Annotated in this window: 16 protein-coding genes; 5 read left to right on the forward strand and 11 right to left on the reverse strand. The window is 67.9% G+C overall.

Going from position 1 to position 18,403, the window contains the following annotated elements; genetic code table 11:
* Positions 1 to 96: 96 nt before the first annotated feature.
* A complete protein-coding gene (locus BM133_RS35140; RefSeq protein ID WP_177224783.1) occupies positions 97 to 243 on the forward strand; it encodes a hypothetical protein in 147 nt (48 codons plus the stop codon).
* Positions 244 to 272: 29 nt separating this feature from the next.
* On the opposite strand, the gene BM133_RS11150 is transcribed toward BM133_RS35140, so the two are convergent.
* The 10 genes from BM133_RS11150 to BM133_RS11195 form a co-directional block, all read right to left on the reverse strand.
* The gene (locus tag BM133_RS11150; RefSeq protein ID WP_093433691.1) at positions 273 to 653 is read right to left on the reverse strand and encodes a VOC family protein; all 381 of its coding nucleotides are present in this window, start codon (positions 651 to 653) and stop codon (positions 273 to 275) included.
* A 125-nt stretch (positions 654 to 778) separates the two neighbouring features.
* Positions 779 to 1,552, reverse strand: coding sequence for a magnesium transporter CorA family protein (locus BM133_RS11155; RefSeq protein ID WP_093433693.1), 774 nt, complete (start codon positions 1,550 to 1,552; stop codon positions 779 to 781).
* Complete coding sequence (locus BM133_RS11160) at positions 1,552 to 2,286, reverse strand: phospholipase D-like domain-containing protein (RefSeq protein WP_093433695.1); 735 nt, start codon at positions 2,284 to 2,286, stop codon at positions 1,552 to 1,554. Before BM133_RS11160 ends, BM133_RS11155 begins: the two co-directional genes overlap by 1 nt.
* A gap of 3 nt (positions 2,287 to 2,289) precedes the next feature.
* Positions 2,290 to 7,539, reverse strand: coding sequence for a DNA repair ATPase (locus tag BM133_RS11165; RefSeq protein WP_093433696.1), 5,250 nt, complete (start codon positions 7,537 to 7,539; stop codon positions 2,290 to 2,292).
* Between the two features lie 12 nt (positions 7,540 to 7,551).
* The gene (locus tag BM133_RS11170) at positions 7,552 to 8,097 is read right to left on the reverse strand and encodes a TFIIB-type zinc ribbon-containing protein (protein ID WP_093433698.1); all 546 of its coding nucleotides are present in this window, start codon (positions 8,095 to 8,097) and stop codon (positions 7,552 to 7,554) included.
* A complete protein-coding gene (locus BM133_RS11175) occupies positions 8,094 to 10,280 on the reverse strand; it encodes a flotillin family protein (RefSeq protein ID WP_093433699.1) in 2,187 nt (728 codons plus the stop codon). The genes BM133_RS11170 and BM133_RS11175 overlap by 4 nt, the downstream gene beginning before the upstream one ends.
* Before the next feature lie 52 nt (positions 10,281 to 10,332).
* The gene (locus BM133_RS11180) at positions 10,333 to 10,977 is read right to left on the reverse strand and encodes an OB-fold-containig protein (RefSeq protein ID WP_093433701.1); all 645 of its coding nucleotides are present in this window, start codon (positions 10,975 to 10,977) and stop codon (positions 10,333 to 10,335) included.
* Positions 10,978 to 11,010: 33 nt separating this feature from the next.
* Complete coding sequence (locus BM133_RS11185; protein WP_093433702.1) at positions 11,011 to 11,370, reverse strand: hypothetical protein; 360 nt, start codon at positions 11,368 to 11,370, stop codon at positions 11,011 to 11,013.
* Positions 11,367 to 12,080, reverse strand: a complete 714-nt coding sequence (locus BM133_RS11190; RefSeq protein WP_093433704.1) for a PspA/IM30 family protein — start codon at positions 12,078 to 12,080, stop codon at positions 11,367 to 11,369. Before BM133_RS11190 ends, BM133_RS11185 begins: the two co-directional genes overlap by 4 nt.
* Positions 12,081 to 12,092: 12 nt before the next feature.
* Positions 12,093 to 12,509, reverse strand: a complete 417-nt coding sequence (locus BM133_RS11195; RefSeq protein WP_093433706.1) for a YjfI family protein — start codon at positions 12,507 to 12,509, stop codon at positions 12,093 to 12,095.
* A gap of 139 nt (positions 12,510 to 12,648) precedes the next feature.
* Here BM133_RS11195 and BM133_RS11200 point away from each other — a divergent pair, with 139 nt between their 5' ends.
* A complete protein-coding gene (locus BM133_RS11200) occupies positions 12,649 to 13,080 on the forward strand; it encodes a GNAT family N-acetyltransferase (protein WP_093433707.1) in 432 nt (143 codons plus the stop codon).
* A 25-nt stretch (positions 13,081 to 13,105) separates the two neighbouring features.
* Here the strand turns inward: BM133_RS11200 and BM133_RS11205 are convergent, their stop codons facing one another.
* Positions 13,106 to 14,047 carry a LysR family transcriptional regulator gene (locus BM133_RS11205; RefSeq protein ID WP_093433709.1) on the reverse strand — a complete coding sequence of 314 codons (942 nt, stop codon included), beginning with the start codon at positions 14,045 to 14,047 and terminating at the stop codon, positions 13,106 to 13,108.
* A gap of 107 nt (positions 14,048 to 14,154) precedes the next feature.
* Here BM133_RS11205 and BM133_RS11210 point away from each other — a divergent pair, with 107 nt between their 5' ends.
* From BM133_RS11210 to BM133_RS11220, 3 genes are all read left to right on the forward strand, one after another.
* Positions 14,155 to 15,681, forward strand: a complete 1,527-nt coding sequence (locus BM133_RS11210) for a CoA-acylating methylmalonate-semialdehyde dehydrogenase (protein WP_093433710.1) — start codon at positions 14,155 to 14,157, stop codon at positions 15,679 to 15,681.
* 99 nt (positions 15,682 to 15,780) lie between these two features.
* A complete protein-coding gene (locus tag BM133_RS11215; RefSeq protein ID WP_093433712.1) occupies positions 15,781 to 16,632 on the forward strand; it encodes a class I SAM-dependent methyltransferase in 852 nt (283 codons plus the stop codon).
* A gap of 172 nt (positions 16,633 to 16,804) precedes the next feature.
* Positions 16,805 to 18,403, forward strand: coding sequence for an OpgD/OpgG family glucan biosynthesis protein (locus BM133_RS11220; RefSeq protein ID WP_093433713.1), 1,599 nt, complete (start codon positions 16,805 to 16,807; stop codon positions 18,401 to 18,403).

The following is an 18,403-nucleotide window of genomic DNA, read 5'->3' on the forward strand; positions in this document are numbered from 1 at the left end:
GCCGCATCGTCGAAAGCGCCGTGTCGCTCCCTTCCCCGAGGCCTATCTTCGAACCCATGCGAACAAGCCGTTCGCAGCCACTCAGGAGTATTTGATATGTCCACAGCCCTTCATTCCGAAAAGAACCTTCTTCAGCAAACCAGGCTGTCGGTCGCCCAGGTCCACGCCATCGCCACGCACCGCCTGCCGGTGACCCTGACGCTGGCGGCGATCATCCTGTCGGTGCTCGGCGTCAAGGCGTAGCGACGGCACGGCGCCATCGGGCGCGAACTTCAGGGCGCGAGCTCTGAAATCTCGATGAGGTTCAGGTCGGGGTCGCGCACGTAGACCGAGCGGATGCGCGAGGTGGCGCCCGTGCGCATGACGGGGCCTTCGACGATCGCCACGCCCTTCTCGCCCAGGCGTTCGATGACCGCTTCGAGCGGCACGCTGGCGATGAAGCACAGGTCCAGCGAGCCGGGCGTGGGCACATCGGCCTTCGGCTCGAACTCGTGCCCCTTCACGTGCAGGTTGATCTTCTGGTGGCCGAAACGAAAGGCCTTGCGGCCGGCGCCGAAGGTCTCCAGCGTCATGCCCAGCGCGTCGACGTAGAAGCGCACGCAGGCCTCTTCGTTCGCGGTCGTGAGCACCAGGTGATCCAGGTGGTCGATCATGGGTTTTTTCTCCTTGTGCGGACGCAGGCGACTCTAGAAGCAGATCGCGATGAAGAGAAGTGCCCATTCGGCAGCGAGACCTCGCGAATCACGAAGGCCGGACCGCCGTGTTCGCCCTGTCCGCCCTATTTCTTCTTCAGCGTGGACGCAGGCCTTGCAACGACCGGCGGCGCCACGGGCGCCTTGACCCAGCCGCGCAGCATCACGCCCAGCCAGATGCCGGCCGCAAAGATCACCCAGTACACCCAACCCGGCAGGTTCTCTGCGCCGCTGTGCAGGTTCATGCCGAAGGCCGCGCCGATGGCCATCAGCGGGAAAGTGAGCGCCGCGATGGTGTTGAGCTTGTGCTGCGCGCGGTTCATTTCCATGGCCGAGCGCGCCTGCGCCTCCGCGGCATGCGCGAGGCGGTAGTCCAGCGACATGCGCGTGTCCGCCAGCAGCAGTTCGAAGCCGCGCGATATTTCGACGGCGAGGTCGCGCAGGTCGACAAGCATCACGTCGTCCTTGACGGCCTCGCGGGCCGCCTGCAGCGTGTCCTGCATGTTCCGCGCGGCACGCGTGAGCGGCATCAGCGGGCCGAGGATCTGGAACAGGTCTTCCGAGGCCTCCGCCGCTTGGTGGCGGATCTCGAAGGTGCTGAACGCCGCGCGATAGCTCTCCAGCAGCTTGGCGAGCGCGCGTTCGCCGGGGTTGTTGCCCTTGTGCAGCCACGCCCCGTCGGGCTTGCGCAGGAACACCGAGGGCTTGCGCTCGGCGCCGGTGCCGGCGGGCGGCTCGTGCAGGATCACCATCAGGTGGCCCTGTTCGTGGATGATGCGCTGCGCGCCGTAGGTGGTCCCGCCCAGCCGCTGCTGCATCTCGGGAGGCAGCTCCCAGTCGTAGTCGATTCGTCTCGCCATCAGTCGGCCTGCAGTTCTTTCCACAAGGTGTCGAATTCGTCCGCGAAGCGGCGAACGAGCGTCGGGTCGTTGCTCAGGATCACGTTTTCCTCGTTGTAGTCGCAGGCGCTGCGGGTCCAGTTGTAGCTGCCGTTGATGAGCCGCGCGCCATCGAAGATCGCGAACTTGTGGTGCATGTGCGCCTCGGTGCGGTCCACCGCGACCGGAACGCCGGCCGCGCGCAGTTGCCCGACATCGCTGCCGCGGTCGAACTCCTTGTCGTTGTCGGTGATGAAGCGCACCGCCACGCCGCGCCGCTGCGCGGCCAGCACCTCGGCGGTGATGCGGTCGTCCGACAGCGTGAAGACGCACAGGTCCACCGAGCGCTTCGCCGCCTTCAGTTGCTGGTTGATCGCCTGCAGGCAGCCCGTGCCCGGGCTGAAGAAGGCCTGCGAGCGCACCGCCACCGCGTCGGGCGAGCGGCCGGTGTCGATCGCGCGCACCACGCCTTCGAGCCACTTGAGCAGCGACAGCTGCTCGGGGTCGGCCGTGCGCGCGCGCACCAGGTCGAAGGCGCGGTTGCGCAGCTGGCGCAGGCCGTCTTCGGGCGGCGAGGCTTCGCGCAGCGTGTGGACCAGCACGCGGCGCTCGTCGTCGCTCAGGCGCGCGTCGGCCAGGGTGGCGTCCAGTTGCGCGAGCAGTTCGGGCAAGGCGGCCTGCGGCTCGCCGGCCACGGATGCGGAAGGGGTCTGCATGTCTCAGTGATCCTTGTCGGGTTTGGTCGGCGGCGCGCGCCTGGGCGCGGCCCGCGTCGCGTGCACTTCGGCGGCCAGCCGCTCCATGTCCTGCTTGATCGAGCGGTCGAGTTCGAGCCGGCGTTCGGTGGCGGTCACCAGCGGCAGGATCAGTTCGCGGTAGGTCACCGCGATCTGCAGCATCGCATCGGCCAGGCGCTGGCTTTCGCTCGCGCCTTCGGGGGGCGGCGCGGGCTTGAGCGCATCCACGGCGCGCGCCACGTCCAGCATGCTGCTCGCGATGCGCTGGCTGCCGTCCACGTCGGCGCCGCCGAGCTTGCGCTGCCGCACGAACGCCTCGCAGATGGCGGTCCAGCGCGCGCTTTCTTCCGGCGTCGGGCTGCCCAGCAGTTGCGCCAGGCGCAGCAGGTTTTCTTCCGCGCCGGTGGTCAGCGTCTGCGCCTCGCCGCGGTAGTGGTCGCGCAAGAGCGCATCGAGCTCGTCGTCGCGCATCAGCGCGGTGATCTTGCCCGCGAGCTTGGTCATGTTGCGGTAGCTGCCCTGCAGCTTGAACGGCGGCGCGGCGCGGTAGGCCTCCTGCTGCGCGGCCGATTCGATGTACGCGAGGTTGACCTTCAGCAGCAGGTCGCGCGCCCGGAACAGGCGCTGCAGCAGCGCCTTGATTTCTTCCAGCTCCACCGCGCTGTAGGCGTGCGAGAGCGCACTGCTCGGCACGTCGTGGCCCTGCGCCATCTTCACCAGCAGCGGCACGTCCTTCGGGTCGCGCGAGGCCAGCGGCATCAGCGTGGGGTTGGAGGTCAGGCTGTTCTCGATGTACGAGAGCGCGAAGGCCGCCTCGCGGCCGGAGAGCACGTCGCCCAGGTTGTAGATGTCGGCGCGGTTGGCCAGCATGTCCGGGATCTTGAACACGTCGCCCGACTCGGTGTAGGGGTTCCCCGCCATCACGATCGCGAAGCGCTTGCCGCGCATGTCGTAGCTGCGCGGCTCGCCGTTCCACACGCCCTCGATGCGGCGGGTGCCGTCGGCCAGCGCGATGAACTTCTGCAGGAACTCGGGGCTGGTGTGCTGGATGTCGTCCAGGTACAGCATCACGTTGCTGCCCATCGCCAGGCCCAGGTTGAGCTTTTCCAGCTCCTGCCGCGCCGCGCTGTTGGGCGCGTTGGCCGGGTCGATGGCCGTCACGCCGTGGCCGAGCGCCGGGCAGTTGATGCGCACGAAGATCAGGCCGAGCCGGTCCGCCACGTACTCCATCAGCGTGGTCTTGCCGTAGCCGGGCGGCGAGATCAGCAGCAGCAGACCCATGCGGTCGGTGCGGCTGCCCTCGCCCGCCGAGCCGATCTGCTTGGCCAGGTTGTCGCCGATGATGGGCAGGTAGAGCTCGTCGATCAGCTGGTTGCGCACGAACGTCGAGAGCGGCCTGGCCTGGAACTGGCCGAGCTTGAGCCGTGCCTTCTCGCGCTCCAGCAGCTCGTGGCGCAGGCTCTGCAGCGCCTCGTAGCCCGGCACCGCGTGCATGGTGTGGAACAGGAAGCGGCGCCAGAAGTCGTTGAGGTTCAGCGTGAGGCGGCCTTCGGCGACACGCGGGTGCTCGCCGCGCAGCCCTTCGACCGTGCGGTCCAGCGCCGCGTTGACGCGGGTGCGCTGCAGCGGAATGGCCAGCACGCTGGCTGCGTCGTCCACCCAGTCGATCGACTGCGGTGCCTGGTGCACGGCATAGGCGCGCACCCAGTCGCGCGCGAGGCGCCAGCGCTCCGCGGGCGGGGCGGCATCCAGGTCGTGCTGCCAGGCGTCGCGCCGGCCGCTGCGCTCCAGCTCGCGCAATAGCGCGGCCGCCAGGTCTTCGCCCGCACCCGAGACGGCCCAGGTTTCGCCGCCGCGCTCACCGGCCAGTTCGCGCACGAGGTAGGCGGCCGCCTGGTCGCACAGGGTGGAAACGCGGCCGTCGTGCGCGTCGCGTGCTTCTTCGTCCGCGCCTTGCGCCAGCGGCAGCATGTCGGGCACCACGTCGCGCGCGAAATGGTTCAGCGCGCGCGCCGTGTCCGCTTCGAGCTGCTCCAGCGCGTCGCGCCGGCCGAACAGGGTCTGCATCTGCATCGCGGCCCGCGCGCGCCGCAGCAGCGATTCGCGGTGTGCGATCAGGTGGCCGTGCTGCCAGTAGAGCAAGGCCAGCGCGCGCTCGGTCGGGCCCCAGGCCAGGAGGCCCGCCTGGTCCTGCATCGCGACGAGCGCGCCCAACAGGCGCAGGGCGTCGTCGTCGTGGATGCCTTTCTGGTAGCCCTCCTGGTACCGCGCGGCGGCGAAGCGGCGGACCATGTCGAGCAGCTGCGGATGCAGCGGGTCTTCGGCCAGCAACGTGAGCACATCGGCCCAGCTGCGCTCGGCCTTGCCGTCGAGCAGCGCTTCCAGCAGGCGCCCCGCAAGGTATTCGGCGCGCGAGAGTCCGGACGTCTCCGACACCAGCGACTGGTTCCAGTAGCGCTGCAGCGGCAGCAGGCGGGGCTCGTCCACCGGGCTCTGGTAGTCGGTGCCCGTCACCTGGTAGGCCATGCCTTCGTCGCGGGCGACCAGCGTCAGGTCGACCGGCTGGCGGTGCACGGTGAAGGCGTGGCGGCCCAGGCGCAGCGTGTCGCCGCCCTCGCTCACCAGCTCGCGCTTGTCGCGAATCGAGCGCAGCGCCTGGTCGCGCGCGGTCTTCAGGCGCGTGTCGAGCTCGTCGGCGGGCACCGCGGCGCCCAGCATGCGCAGGTCGGCAATCAGCGTGCGCAGCTTGCCGATCATCGGGTCGGCCGCGAAGTAGCTGTGGACCTGCGTCAGGTCGGCCAGCTGTGCGATGCGGCGCGGAATGCCGTCCAGGATGCGCCCCGCCGCATCGACCACGCCTTGGGCGCGGCGCTGCCGGGCTTCCACCAGGCTTTGGCGTCGCGCGGACAGCGCCTCGTAGACGGTCTCGCGCTTCTCGGCGATGTCGGCGAGGAAATCTTCCTGCTCGGCGAAGCGGCCTTCGATTTCCTCGAGCTGGGCCAGGAGGCGCGTGAGCGCGTCGTCGCACTTCTCGGGCGTGTCGGCGAACTCCAGCGCGTTTTCCACCGCCTGGCTGAAGAGCTTGAACTGCGCGCCGAACTCCGCGCGCGCCTCGGTCGCGCCCAATGACTTGCGCCGCATCCGCGCATCGGCGCGCATGCGGTTGATGTCGGCGTAGATCAGCGAGATGCGGTCCAGGATCGAGGTGCGGATCACCGCATCGCCGCCCGGCAGGCTCCCCAGCTGCTCGGTCAGCAAATCGAGGCCCGCGGCCTGCTCGTCGAGCGTCGCTAGCATCTGCCCGAGCGCGGGCGAGGTGGCCAGGTTGGGCAATTCAAGCGCGAGCTTGTCCAGCGCCTGGCGCTGGCCGTTGAAGGCGGTGTCGGCCGCCAGGAACTGCATCGCGCGTTCGCCGATGCGCTGCTGCTCGACCTCCAGCGCGGCGTCCATCGCGGCGATGCGCGGCAGGTCGGCGTAGCGCAGCTCCTTGAGCATCTGCAGCGCGCCGCGGCGCTCGCGCAGGCGCCCGAGCGCCTTCACGAAATCGTCGGGCGCGCGCCAGATGGTGCTGGCAATGTCGACCAGCAGCGCATGCTGCGCGTCCTCGGCCCGGGCCAGTGCGCGCGCGGTTTCGCGCCGGATGGTGTCGACCTTCTCGAATTCGGCCAGCGTGCTGCGCGCCACGTCGGCAATGCTGCGCAGCTCGGCCATGAGGCCGGTGGCCTCGGGCGCATCGAGCCAGAAATAGGCGTCGCTCACGCGGGTGCACTGGCGGATGAGGTCCTCGTAGGCGGCCTTGGTCGGCGCCTGCTCCCGCACCGCGCGGGCGATGCCCATGAGGTCGCTCACGCCGCGCACCAGCTCGGCGTTGCCGATCTTGCCGAAGAAGCCGGTGGCGGGCGGCTGCGCGCTCACATGCTCTTCGCTGGCGAAGGGCGTCTGCCACAGCTGCATCGGGTGCACGCGCGTCGGCTCGCAGTCGTTGTCGTGGAACACCAGGATGCGGCCGTCCGCAAAGCGCGCGTAGCCGTTGGCGATGATCGGCGTGGCGAGCTTCTTGTCGATCAGGTTGTAGTTGAAGAGCGCGTAGCGCCCCGGCTTCGGGTCGTAGAAGACATAGGCCACGTCCTCGCCGTTGGGCGAGCGCAGCATGCGCTTGAAGCGCAGGTGCTCCACCACCTCTGCCGGCAGGTCGAAGCGCTTGTATTCGCCGGACTGCAGGTAGTACCCACCCGGAAAAATGATGCCGTGGTCTTCGGGCAGCTGCACGCAGGAGCCGCCGATGGCGTCGATGCGCTCGACCTGCTGCGTGCGGATGTTGAACACCAGGTAGCGCGTGACCTGCTCGCGGTACGGCTTCACGCGCAGCAGGATCAACATGCCCAGCTTGGCCCAGGCGATCTCGGCATCGGTGAGCGACTGGCTCTTGTCCTCCACCGGCTCGCTGTAGATTCCGAGGCCCGTCTCGGTGTTGTTCTCGATCTTGATCGTGAGGTCGCCGCCCAGGGTTTCGACGAACACCGTGTCCAGCACGTTCACGTGCGGGTGCTTGCCGCCCACGTGGTCCTCGCGCGTGGCGACGGTCCATTCGAAATCGTGGCTCGCGGGCAGCGCGATGTCGCGCTCGCCGCGGTTGTCGATGTACTGGATGCTGCCGTCGCGCTCGATGGCCCAGCGGAACACGCGCACGTCGTGCAGCTGCTGGCCGATCTGGAACGAGGCGAGCAGCTTGTCCTGCGTCACGCGCAGCTGCAGCAGCGTGGCCTGCTTGTAGTAGGCGTAGAGCTCGCGAAAGTCGGAGACGAAGCGCGTGTCCTCCAGGAAGGTGCCGGCCAGCGGCACGGGCTGCAGCTCGTCGTTCTCGGTGGCAGCTTCGCCCGGCGATGCGAGGCGGTAGAGGCCGAACACGTCGCCCACGGCCGTTTCCTTGCGAAGGCCGATGAACACGTTGTAGCCGAACAAGAGCAGGTCGCCGATGCGCACGATGTCGCGCGCCACGGCGTTGTTCTCGGTGCGCGCGCGCGTGCGCAGGATCAGGGTCTGGTCGGAGCGGCCGAACTCGGCCAGCCGCTGCTCGTTGAGCGCCTGCGTCTTCTTGAGCAGGCCCTCGCCCTGGGTTTCGAGCCGCTTCTTCAGCAGGTCGTAGCTGCCGCTGCCCGAGACCAGCGCTTCGGTCGGGTCGGTTGGCGCCTGGGCGCCGGATGGCGCGCCGGTTTCGTCGGTGGGTTGCATGGATCGGCGCGGTCAGGCCGCGCGCAGCAGTGCGAGCAGTTCGTCGCGGTGGGGCTGGGTGTCGAGCCAGGCGCGGATGCGGTCCAGCTCGTCGATGCAGTCGTTGCCGTAGCGGCGGCGCAGCGCGGCCAGGCGGGCTTCGCGCACCTCCTCGGTCTGCAGGCGCCGCTGCCATCCGTCGGACAGCAGTTCGTCGAGCCGGCCCGCGAGGCCGCGGCTCACGAGGGCGCGCCACTCGCCCGCGTCGAACCACAGGTTCTGGCAGGCCACGCAGCGGTCGATGCGGAAGTCGGGCCCCGCGCTCACGCGCAGGCGCTGCATCAGCCGGTCGCACTCGGGGCAGTGGCGCACGGCGGCGAGGTCGAACACCTCGATCACTTCGTCGTCGACCTCGTGCGGCACGCGCTTCGGGTCGGCGGCCTTCCAGGCACGCCAGTCGTCCATGGCCATCACCATGCCGCTGCAATCGGCGCACTGCACGCCCAGCAGTGCCTCGGCCAGCGCCACCGGCTGCATCGGCGCGCGGCCGGTGCAGCTGCACTTCAGGTTGGGGTTCACTGCACGTTCCCGTTCAACGGACGGAAAGTGGAGATCAGGTTCTGCAGCGCCGACTTCTGCTTGTCGGTGCCATCGGCGGCGATGCGGCTCATCAGCGAGGCGACGCTCAGGTTCTGGATCTCGCCCGACGAATTGCCCAGCGCGCCGACGATGTCGCGCAGGTCCTTCACCACGTCGCGTTCGCCCGAGAGCTGGTCCTTGAAGGCGACCTGCACCGCCTGGCTCTTGGAGATGACGCCGTCGATGCCCTTGCCCACCGAGAGCGAGCGCACGAAGCTGTCGAAGTAGTCGCCCGAGCCGCCCACGATGTCGATCTTGGCGTTGGCCAGCGCCGTGCCCAGCACGTCGGCCTGTTCCTTGGCGATGGACGTTTGCGCGTCGATGCCCTTCATGGTCTCGATGTGCGACTTCTCCAGGCGCATGCGGAACTCTTCGTGGTCGCGGGTTTCGGGGCTCATCGACTTCATGGCCTCGAACTTCTCGTGCAGGCCCTTGGCCTCGGCGTTGAAGCGGGCCTCGATCACCTGCGCATCGGCCTGGCCGGACTTGAGCGTGGCTTCGGCGTCGGCCGTGCGCACGTTCACGTCGGCGAGGCCGAGCTTTTCCTTGCCCGAGGCTTCGGCATCGAACTTGGCGCGCATGCCGGCGGCTTCGGCCTGCGAGCGCGCCTCGATCACCTGCGCGTCGGCCTGGCCGGCCTTGAGGATCGCGTCGGCATCGGCCTGGCGCACGTGCACGTCGGCCAGGCCCAGCTTTTCCTTGCCCGAGGCTTCGGCCTCGAAGGTGGCCAGGCGCGCCTGCGCGGTGGCGATCTCGACCTTGGCGGCGGCCAGGCCCGGTGCGGCGGAAATGGCTTCCATGCCCTCGGCTTCGCGCTTCTTCGATTCGGCATCGCGCTCGGCCACCTTCAGCTTCGCATCGGCCAGCGTGAGTTCTTCGGCCGCCTTGTGGCGCGCGCGCTTTTCCTGGGTTTCGGCCGCCTTCACGTCGATCACCATCTTCTCGTCGGCCTGGCCCTCGGCCATGATCACGACCGACTTCTTGGTGCGCTCGGCTTCGGCCACCACGCGCAGTTCCTTGATGGCCTCTTCCTGCTCGGCCACCGTGCGCTCGACCACGATGCGCTCGCGGATCACGTCCGCAATCGCCTTCTTCTGCACTTCGACGGCCTTGTCCTTCTCGATGCGCTGCAGCGTCACTTCCTTCTCGCGGTCGACGATCTCCAGGTCGCGGGCACGCGTGACCTTTTCTTCCTCGACGGCCACCGCGCGCTTGCGGTTGTTCTCGGCCACTTCCTTTTCGCGCTGCACGTTCTCCTGCTGCACGGCCACGGTCTGCTCCGAGAGCAGGCGCGCGGTTTCGGACTTGGTGCGCTCTTCGGACTGGATCTTGGAAGTCTCGGCCTCTTCGCGGGCACGCACGCTGGCAATTTCGCGGTGCTGGCGCGAAGTGGCGTCGGCCTGCTGGCGCTCCAGTTCGAGCAGCGCTTCCTGCGTCTCGACGTTCTTCTTCTTGATCTGCATTTCCTCGTTGCGGCGCAGCTCGTTGGTGCGCACATGCTCGACCGCCGTGAGTTCGGTGATCTTCTTGATGCCCTGCGCATCGAGGATGTTGTTGGCGTCCAGCTCCGACAGCGGGGTCTGCTCCAGGTAGTCGATGGCCGCGTCTTCGAGCACGTAGCCCGAGAGGTCGTTGCCGATCTGGCTGATGATCTGGTCGCGGAAGCCGTCGCGTGCCTGGTAGAGGTCCACGAAGTCCATCGACTTGCCCACCGTCTTGAGCGCCTCGGAGAACTTGGCGGAGAACAGCTCCTCCAGCGTCTCGTGGTTGGAGGCCCGCGCGCAGCCGATGCCCTGCGCCACCTTCAGCACGTCGTCGGCGGTCTTGTTCACGCGCACGAAGAACTTCACCTTGATGTCCGCGCGGATGTTGTCGCGGCAGATGAGGCCTTCGTTGCCGGAGCGGTCGATCTCGATGGTCTTGACCGAGATGTCCATCAGCTCGGCCTTGTGGATGATCGGATAGACCATGCGCCCGGTGAAGGTCACCTCGGGCTCGGCGCGCAGCGTGTTCACGATGAGTGCGTGGCCTTGTTCGATCTTTCGATAGAACTTGGCGAACATCGCGAACAGGCCAAGGATGACCACGGCCAGTATGACCACGGCAAAGATGATGGGCTCCATTTTTTCTCCAGATTTGCTTTGAGAGCGGACGAACAGTAAGGGGTGCGCGTGATCAGACGATGTCTTCGTGCGCCGCGATGAGGTAGCGCCCGGCCACCTCGTCGTATTCGAGGATGAGCGCGTGCGAGCCGCGCTTGAGCGTGTTGGGCGTGGGTGCCCAGACGCGGATGTTGAGGCTCGCGCCGCGGCGCGAGATTTCGGCGCGGCCGTCCTTTTCGTTCACCACGCCGGTGACCACGCGGCAGGCCTGGCCGACCAGCGCGGCGTTGCTCACGGCCGTGTGGCTCACGAAGAGGCCGCGCAGCGGCCGGATGGCGATGGCCGTGACGGGAATGGCGATGGCCGCGCTGACCACCAGCAGCACCGTGCCGGCCACGAGCTTGAGCAGCATCGTCGGCACCAGCGGCAGCAGCCACTCGCCGCCGAGGCAGCACACGGTCCACGACACCAGCACCAGCAGGCTCACCGCCACCGAGAACGGCACGCCGTTCAGGCCGAAGGCCACGACGTAGCTGGCGAGCTGGCCGACATCGCTGGAGTCGCCGTCGGCATGCGTGTGCAGGTCGACGTCGATGCCGCTGTGTTCGATGTCGACCATGCCGAGCACCGCGAGCACCCAATAGATCACCACGACGCCCAGCAGCACCGTGTAGATCGCGGTGGGGTACGCCACCACCGCATCCATGAAATTGCCCATTGATCCTCCCGCGAGCGGGTTGTGTTTGTTGTTCTATTTGCGGCCCGGCTTCCCTGCGCCGGCGCCCTTCTTCTCACCACTTGCAAATGCAATCAGGTCGCGCGTGGCCCTCTCCTTGATGGCCAGCCGGTCGTCGGCGGCCAGGCCGTAGCGCTTCGCCAGGAATTCGTAGTCCGCCCCACTGAGCGAGACCGTCAGGCGCGGGCGCTTGGGCCTGGACGTGGTCGCAAGGCCCAGCACCTGGCGGATCTGGTCGGAGGTGGACACGTGCTGCTCGAAAGCCGCCGTGCGCACCGCCTCCAGCACGGCCTCCTCCACGTCGAACGCCACCTGCACGGCGCGTATCGCCTCGTCCGAGCCCTGCCAGCGAACCGGCTTGACCCGCACGTTCATTCGGAGGCGGCTCCGCTCGGGTTGGCCTGGCGGGCGCGGATGCGCTCCATCACCTTGCCGGTGCGGTCGGCGTCGCTGCCGATGCCCGCGGCGGCCAGCTTCTTCTCCAGTGCCTGGTGGCCCAGTTCGTTTTCGAGCGCCTGGCTGGCCGTCATGCGGTCGGCCAGGTCTTCGTGGCGCGCGCGGATGCGTTCGAGCGATTCGCGCGCATTGGCCAGGCGCGAGCCGCCGCTGCCGATGTTCTCGGAAATGGACTGCGTGGCGCGGTAGACGCTCTCGGTGGTCTTGGCGATGCCGATCTCGCGCTCGTGCTCGCGGATGCGCGCCTCGGCCGACTTGATCAGTTCCTTCAACCTGGAGACCTGCAGCGCATACGAGGCGTGGGCCTTGGCCTGCTCCTCGAGCTCCTGCTCGATGGTGCCGACCTTGGCCGCCACGTCCAGCGCGAGGCCTTCCTGCGTCTTGTTGAGCGCCTCCACCGCGAGGCCTTCGTAGCGCGCGATCTCGTTCTTCAGGCGCTCGATCTCGCGGGCCGACTGCATCTCCTTGGCCATCACGCCGGTGAGGTCGCCCTTGGCCTTCCCGATGCTGTGCTTGGCGTCGATGATTTCCTGCTCGTAGATGCGCGTGGCGTTGCTGTCGACCACGCTCTCGCCGATTTCGCGCGCGCTGCCGCGCAGCAGGGTGACAAGCTTCTTGATGACTGTCATGGGGGTCTCCGCTTAATTCAGGAATTCGGACAGGGCGTCCAGCGCATCGAGCGCGTTGTCGCTGAGCACGGCCACTTCGCGTGCGACGTCTTCCACGCGCGCATTGCGTCCCAGCGCACCGGTGAGCACGTAGCGGCCATCCACGCGCCCGAAGGACGACAGGGGCACCGACGGGTTCAGGTCGAGCAGCGATTCGAGCAACTCGGTGCGGCGCTCGGGCTTGACCTCGTCTTCGGTCCAGAGGTAGCAGATGCAGATGATCTGCATGTCGGAACTGGTAATGAAGATAGGCAGCTCATCGCGCCCCTCGATGCTCACCTGGACCACGGGCGTGCTGCCCGGAATGGGCTGCAGCTGCACCGGCAGCCCGCCCATTGCGGCGCCCGCCAGCGCATCGAGGCCCTTGAGTTGATCGAGCAGTGATTGCATACCTCTCCTTGTGGTCATGTCCCGTTGGAAGCGATCGGGACTTCGATGCGTTCACTATATGTGTGACGACATATCATGTCAAAAAATATCTTTTTTCACACCCATGACTTTCGGCACTGGTGCGATTCATGATCCGCCGATGACCAGCCCGACACCTCCCCACATCGCGATCGCCACCGAAGAAGAAGTCAGGAGCGGCGTGCTCGGCCGCCACCTGCGGCAGTTCAACTACGGCTTCGTCGGCGAGTACCCGCAGGCGCAGCCGGTGTGCCTCAACGCCAGGGATGCGAGCGAAGAACTGGTGGGCGGACTGCGCGCCTACGTCTTCCTGAATTGGCTTCGCATCGATGTGCTCTGGGTGGCCGAGGCCGCACGCGGCCAACGACTGGGCACGCGCCTGCTCGCCGAGGCCGAAGCGCGCGCCATGAAGCTGGGGGCGCGCGGCGCGGCGCTCGAAACCTTCGAGTGGCAGGCCCGCGGCTTCTATCTCAAGCAGGGCTATGAGGAATACGGGCGCATCGACGACTACGTCAAAGGCTTCTATCTCGCCTCGATGAAGAAGAAGCTCTGAGCTGCGCCCACGCTCACCCTCGCATTCACACCTGGAACCCCGCCTTCAGCGCTTCGCGCAAGTGATCGACAAACAAGGTCACGGCCCGCGGTATGTGCAGCGAATACGGCCGGATGGCGTAGATCTCTTCGGCGAAAGCCCCCGTGGGCCGCCAGTCGGGCAGCACCTCCACCAGCTTGCCCGACTGCAGGCCCGCTTGCGCGCTGAAGTCCGGCAGCAGCGCGACGCCCAGGCCGGCTTGCGCGGCGTCGCGAAGCGCCTCGCTGTTGTTGGCCGCCAGCGGCCCGTCGATGGGCACGGTCATGCGCTCGGCCTGGCGCGCGCGGCCACCGCGCCGCTCGAACGACCACACGTTCGTCTCCTGCCCGCGCGGGTAGTGCAGGCAATCGTGCGCGGCCAGCATGTGCGGCGTGAGCGGCGTGCCCTTGCGGCGCAGATAGGCACGGCTCGCCACCAGCACCGAGCGCGTGGCGCACAGCCGCCAGGCCACGTGCGTGTCGGGCGGCGCGGACGCATGCCGGATCGCCAGGTCGAAGCCCTCCATCGCCAGCGAACTGAGCCGGTCCGAGAACTCCATCTCGATGCGGATCGACGGATGGGCCAGGAGAAATTCGGTCAGTCGCGGCACCAGTTGCTGCCGCCCCAGCGCCACCGGCACGGTGACCCGGATCAGCCCGCGCGGCTCGCCGGCCAGGTCACGCGCGTTCAGGAAACTGTGGGCGATCTGCTCGAAGGGCTCGCGGGTCTGGTCCACCAGGCGCTGTCCGGCCTCGGTGAGCCGCATGCTGCGCGTGGTCCGGCGCACCAGGGTGACGCCCACCGCCCGCTCCAGCTCGGTGATGCGCTGGCTCATCGCGGCCTTGCTCACGCCCAGCCGCGCGGCGGCGGCGGTGTAGCTGCCCTGCTGGCCGAGCACGATCAGCCAGTGCAGATGGGCCCAGAGCGACTCGGCTTTTTTCGTATCCATGGTTCCATTGTTCAGTTTGGCGAACAAACAATTCAGCGCTGGAGTATAGGCAGGCACCCCTCGCCTTCCTAGACTTGGGCGCATCCCCACCACTTCTTGGCCCTCCCATGACCTCTGCATCCTCAAAGCCCGGATCGATTGCCCACTTCATCGCAGGCCAGCACGCGCCCGGCGAATCGAGCCGCACGCAGGACGTGACCAATCCCGCGACCGGCGCCGTCACCGCCAAGGTCGCCCTCGGCGCCATTGCCGATGTGAACGCCGCCGTGGCCGCCGCCAATGCGGCCTTCCCGGCCTGGGCCGACACGCCGCCGATCCGCCGGGCGCGCGTGATGTTCAAGTTCCTGCAGCTGCTCAACGAGCACAAGGACGAGCTCGCCCACCTCATCACCGCCGAGCACGGCAAGGTCTTCACCGACGCGCAGGGTGAAGTCAGCCGCGGCATCGACATCGTCGAGTTCGCCTGCGGCATCCCGCAGCTGCTCAAGGGCGACTTCACCGACCAGGTGAGCACCGGCATCGACAACTGGACGCTGCGCCAGCCCCTGGGCGTGGTCGCCGGCATCACGCCCTTCAACTTCCCGGTGATGGTGCCGATGTGGATGTTCCCGGTGGCCATTGCCGCGGGCAACACCTTCGTGCTCAAGCCCAGCCCGACCGACCCGAGCCCGTCGCTGCGCATCGCCGAGCTGTTCAAGGAAGCGGGCCTGCCCGATGGCGTGTTCAACGTCGTGCAGGGCGACAAGGTCGCGGTCGATGCGCTGATCGAGCACCCCGACGTCAAGGCCGTGAGCTTCGTCGGCTCCACGCCCATTGCCAACTACATCTACGAAACGGGCGCCCGCCACGGCAAGCGCGTGCAGGCGCTGGGCGGCGCGAAGAACCACATGGTGGTCATGCCCGACGCCGACATCGACCAGACGGTCGATGCGCTGATCGGCGCGGGCTACGGCTCGGCCGGCGAGCGCTGCATGGCGATCAGCGTGGCGGTGCTGGTGGGCGACGTGGCCGACAAGGTCATCCCCAAGCTCATCGAGCGCACGAAGTCGCTGAAGGTCTTGAACGGCACCAACCTCGCGGCCGAGATGGGCCCGATCGTCACGCGCGCTGCGCACGAGCGCATCACCGGCTACATCGCCCTGGGCGAGAAGGAAGGCGCCAAGCTCCTGGTCGATGGCCGTTCGTTCGACGGCAACGTGGCCGGCGAGGGTTGCGGCGACGGCTTCTGGATGGGCGGCACATTGTTCGACCACGTCACGCCCGAGATGCGCATCTACAAGGAAGAGATCTTCGGCCCGGTGCTCAGCTGCGTGCGCGTGGCCAATTTCAAGGACGCGGTGGACCTCATCAACGCCCACGAGTTCGGCAACGGCGTGAGCTGCTTCACCCGCGACGGCAACGTGGCGCGCGAGTTCAGCCGCCGCATCCAGGTGGGCATGGTGGGCATCAACGTGCCGATCCCGGTGCCCATGGCCTGGCACGGCTTCGGCGGCTGGAAGAAGAGCCTGTTCGGCGACATGCACGCCTACGGCGAAGAAGGCGTGCGCTTCTACACCAAGCAGAAGTCGATCATGCAGCGCTGGCCCGAGAGCACGCCCAAGGGCGCCGAGTTCGTGATGCCGACGGCCAAGTAAAGACTTGACGGCCACCTGACCGGGTGGCTGTACAAAAGACTGACTTGCCCGGGCGCGCGGGAGCCGCGAGACTTTGCGCATGATCTCGCTCCTGCATTCATGACGACCAGCAAGCTCGCCCGGCGCCTGTCGGCTGTTCCCTCCACTTTGCGGATTCCCCTGGCCGCGCGCGCGTCCGGCGACGCCATCTTTCCGCAGGTGGCCGTGCGGGACGCCTATGCCGCGGCCATCCTGGAGAAGATCCGCGACGACGGGCAGGCCCTGCCCGAAGACCGGGCGACCATCTACGGCATCCTGGCGCGCACGCGCCGCTTTCGCAGCCTCGCGCAGGATTTTCTGAAGCGCCATCCCGGCGCGCACGTGGTGAACATGGGCTGCGGCCTCAGCCACTACTTCCAGTGGCTGGACGACGACAAGTCGCGCATGACCGATGCCGACCTGCCCGAGGTGCTCGCGCTGCGCCGCGAACTCATCCCCGAGACCCATCCGCGCCACGACGTGCGCGAGCTCGACCTGACATCGCCCGACTGGTGGGACCAGCTGGGCCTGCCGAAGAAGCGCAACGCGCAGCCGGTCTTTCTCTTCACCGAGGGCGTGTTCATGTACCTGAAGCCCGAGACCGTGCAGGCCGTGCTCGCCGCCTTCGGCGAGCGGGCGCCCGCGGGCTCGGTGCTGGCCTTCGACGCCATGTGCTGGATCGCCACCGGCCGCGCCCGCAACCATCCGTCGGTGCGGCCGACGGGCGCCGAGTTTCTCTGGGGCCTGCGCCGGCCCGCGGACCTGACCGAGCCGCACCCGCGCCTGCGCCTGGACAGCACCTACCGCGTGATGGAAGGCTTCGGCCTCGCCTCCACGGTGCTCGGCCCGGTGTTCCGCATGGTCTTCGGCGTGCCGCTCTATGCGGTGTATGCGCTGGGCACCGTGGACATGCTGAAGGTCGCCGATACATAAACGCACAATTCTCCGAATCGACGGCTTTGTCCGGCCTGCATTGCGCGGAATGGCTGACGCGGGGTGCCGCTGCAGATGCGGCATGCTGGCGGCTGCTTCCATCGCGGAAAATCACTCCGCGCCTCGCTCCGTTTTCCCTTCCCCCCAAAGAACCGAAACCCTCAAGAAACACATGCTTGATCGCCGATCCTTCCTTGCCGCAGGTGGTGCCGCCGCCGCACTCGCCGCCCTTGGACTGCCCGAAGAGGCGCTGGCCGCCAACGGCCTGCAACTGAGCCAGCCTTCGCCCTTCTCGTTCGATCGGCTCGTCGCGCAGGCCAAGCGGCTGGCCGCGCAGCCTTATGTCGCCGCCACGCCGCTCGCACCCGAGGTGCTCGAGAAGATCGACTACGACGCCCACGGCAAGATCAGGTTCGACCCCGCCAACGCCCTCTTCCGCGAAGGGCCCGGCGCGTTCCCCGTCACCTTCTTTCACCTGGGCCGCTTCTTCCAGACGCCGGTGCGCATGCACGTGCTGGAGAACTCCGACGGCGACGCCTTCGCCCGCGAAGTGCTCTACAGCCCCGACTACTTCTCGATGCCCCCCGACAGCCCCGCGCGGGCGCTCCCGCCCGGCGCGGGCTTCGCGGGCTTTCGCCTGCAGGAAAGCCGCCTGGGCGACCAGGGCAAGCTCGACTGGCAGAAGAACGACTGGGTCGCTTTCCTGGGTGCCTCGTACTTCCGCGCGATCGGCGAGCTGTACCAGTACGGCCTGTCGGCGCGCGGCCTCGCGCTGGACGTGGCGGTGCCCGACAAGCCCGAGGAATTCCCCACCTTCACGCGCTTTTATTTCGAGACGCCGGCCGCGAACAACACCACCTCGATGACCGTCTACGCCCTGCTCGAAGGGCCGAGCGTCACGGGCGTCTTCAAGTTCGTGATGCAGCGCGGCAAGGCCGTGATCATGGACATCGACTCGCGCCTGTTCCTGCGCCGCGACGTGGCGCGCCTGGGCCTGGTGCCGCTCACCTCGATGTACTGGTACTCCGAGACCATCAAGCCCACCGCCATCGACTGGCGGCCCGAGGTGCACGACTCCGATGGCCTGGCGATCTGGAACGGCGCGGGCGAGCGCATCTGGCGCCCGCTCAACAACCCCACGCAGACGCGCGCCTCCGCCTTCGCCGACACCAGGCCGCGCGGCTTCGGCCTCTTGCAGCGCGACCGGTCGTTCGACCATTACCAGGACGGCGTCGGCTACGAGAAGCGCCCCAGCCTCTGGATCGAGCCGCTGGGCGACTGGGGCGAAGGCTCGGTGCAGCTCATCGAGATTCCGACGGACGACGAGATCCACGACAACGTCGTCGCCTTCTGGGTGCCCAAGGCCGATGCCAAGGCCGGCGCGAGCTACAGCCTGCAGTACCGGCTGCACTGGACCGACCAGGAGCCCTTTCCCTCGCCGCTCGCGCGCTGCGTGGCCACGCGCATCGGCCGCGGCGGCCAGCCGGGCCAGCCGCGTCCGCAGGGCGTGCGCAAGTTCATGGTCGAGTTCATCGGCCAGCCGCTCACCACGGTGCCCTTCGGCGTGAAGCCCGAGCTCGTGCTGACGGCGCCGCGCGGCAAGTTCTCGTATGTGTTCGCCGAGGCCGTGCCCAACGGCGTGCCCGGCCACTGGCGCGCGCAGTTCGACTTCACGCCCGAGGGCAACGAGCCGATCGACATGCGGCTCTACCTGAAGAACGGCGAGCAGACGTTGACGGAGACCTGGCTGTACCAGTACCAGCCGGGGTGA

Source organism: Variovorax sp. 770b2 (genome assembly GCF_900115685.1).
In the GTDB taxonomy this organism is placed as follows: Bacteria; Pseudomonadota; Gammaproteobacteria; order Burkholderiales; family Burkholderiaceae_C; genus Variovorax.

Excerpts from the sequence above, each read along its gene's own strand:
- BM133_RS35140 (WP_177224783.1), top strand. The coding sequence starts at position 97 with ATGTCCACAGCCCTTCATTCCGAAAAGAACCTTCTTCAGCAAACCAGG.
- BM133_RS11150 (WP_093433691.1), bottom strand. The coding sequence starts at position 653 with ATGATCGACCACCTGGATCACCTGGTGCTCACGACCGCGAACGAAGAG.
- BM133_RS11155 (WP_093433693.1), bottom strand. The coding sequence starts at position 1,552 with ATGGCGAGACGAATCGACTACGACTGGGAGCTGCCTCCCGAGATGCAG.
- BM133_RS11160 (WP_093433695.1), bottom strand. The coding sequence starts at position 2,286 with ATGCAGACCCCTTCCGCATCCGTGGCCGGCGAGCCGCAGGCCGCCTTG.
- BM133_RS11165 (WP_093433696.1), bottom strand. The coding sequence starts at position 7,539 with ATGCAACCCACCGACGAAACCGGCGCGCCATCCGGCGCCCAGGCGCCA.
- BM133_RS11175 (WP_093433699.1), bottom strand. The coding sequence starts at position 10,280 with ATGGAGCCCATCATCTTTGCCGTGGTCATACTGGCCGTGGTCATCCTT.
- BM133_RS11180 (WP_093433701.1), bottom strand. The coding sequence starts at position 10,977 with ATGGGCAATTTCATGGATGCGGTGGTGGCGTACCCCACCGCGATCTAC.
- BM133_RS11185 (WP_093433702.1), bottom strand. The coding sequence starts at position 11,370 with ATGAACGTGCGGGTCAAGCCGGTTCGCTGGCAGGGCTCGGACGAGGCG.
- BM133_RS11190 (WP_093433704.1), bottom strand. The coding sequence starts at position 12,080 with ATGACAGTCATCAAGAAGCTTGTCACCCTGCTGCGCGGCAGCGCGCGC.
- BM133_RS11195 (WP_093433706.1), bottom strand. The coding sequence starts at position 12,509 with ATGCAATCACTGCTCGATCAACTCAAGGGCCTCGATGCGCTGGCGGGC.
- BM133_RS11200 (WP_093433707.1), top strand. The coding sequence starts at position 12,649 with ATGACCAGCCCGACACCTCCCCACATCGCGATCGCCACCGAAGAAGAA.
- BM133_RS11205 (WP_093433709.1), bottom strand. The coding sequence starts at position 14,047 with ATGGATACGAAAAAAGCCGAGTCGCTCTGGGCCCATCTGCACTGGCTG.
- BM133_RS11210 (WP_093433710.1), top strand. The coding sequence starts at position 14,155 with ATGACCTCTGCATCCTCAAAGCCCGGATCGATTGCCCACTTCATCGCA.
- BM133_RS11215 (WP_093433712.1), top strand. The coding sequence starts at position 15,781 with ATGACGACCAGCAAGCTCGCCCGGCGCCTGTCGGCTGTTCCCTCCACT.
- BM133_RS11220 (WP_093433713.1), top strand. The coding sequence starts at position 16,805 with ATGCTTGATCGCCGATCCTTCCTTGCCGCAGGTGGTGCCGCCGCCGCA.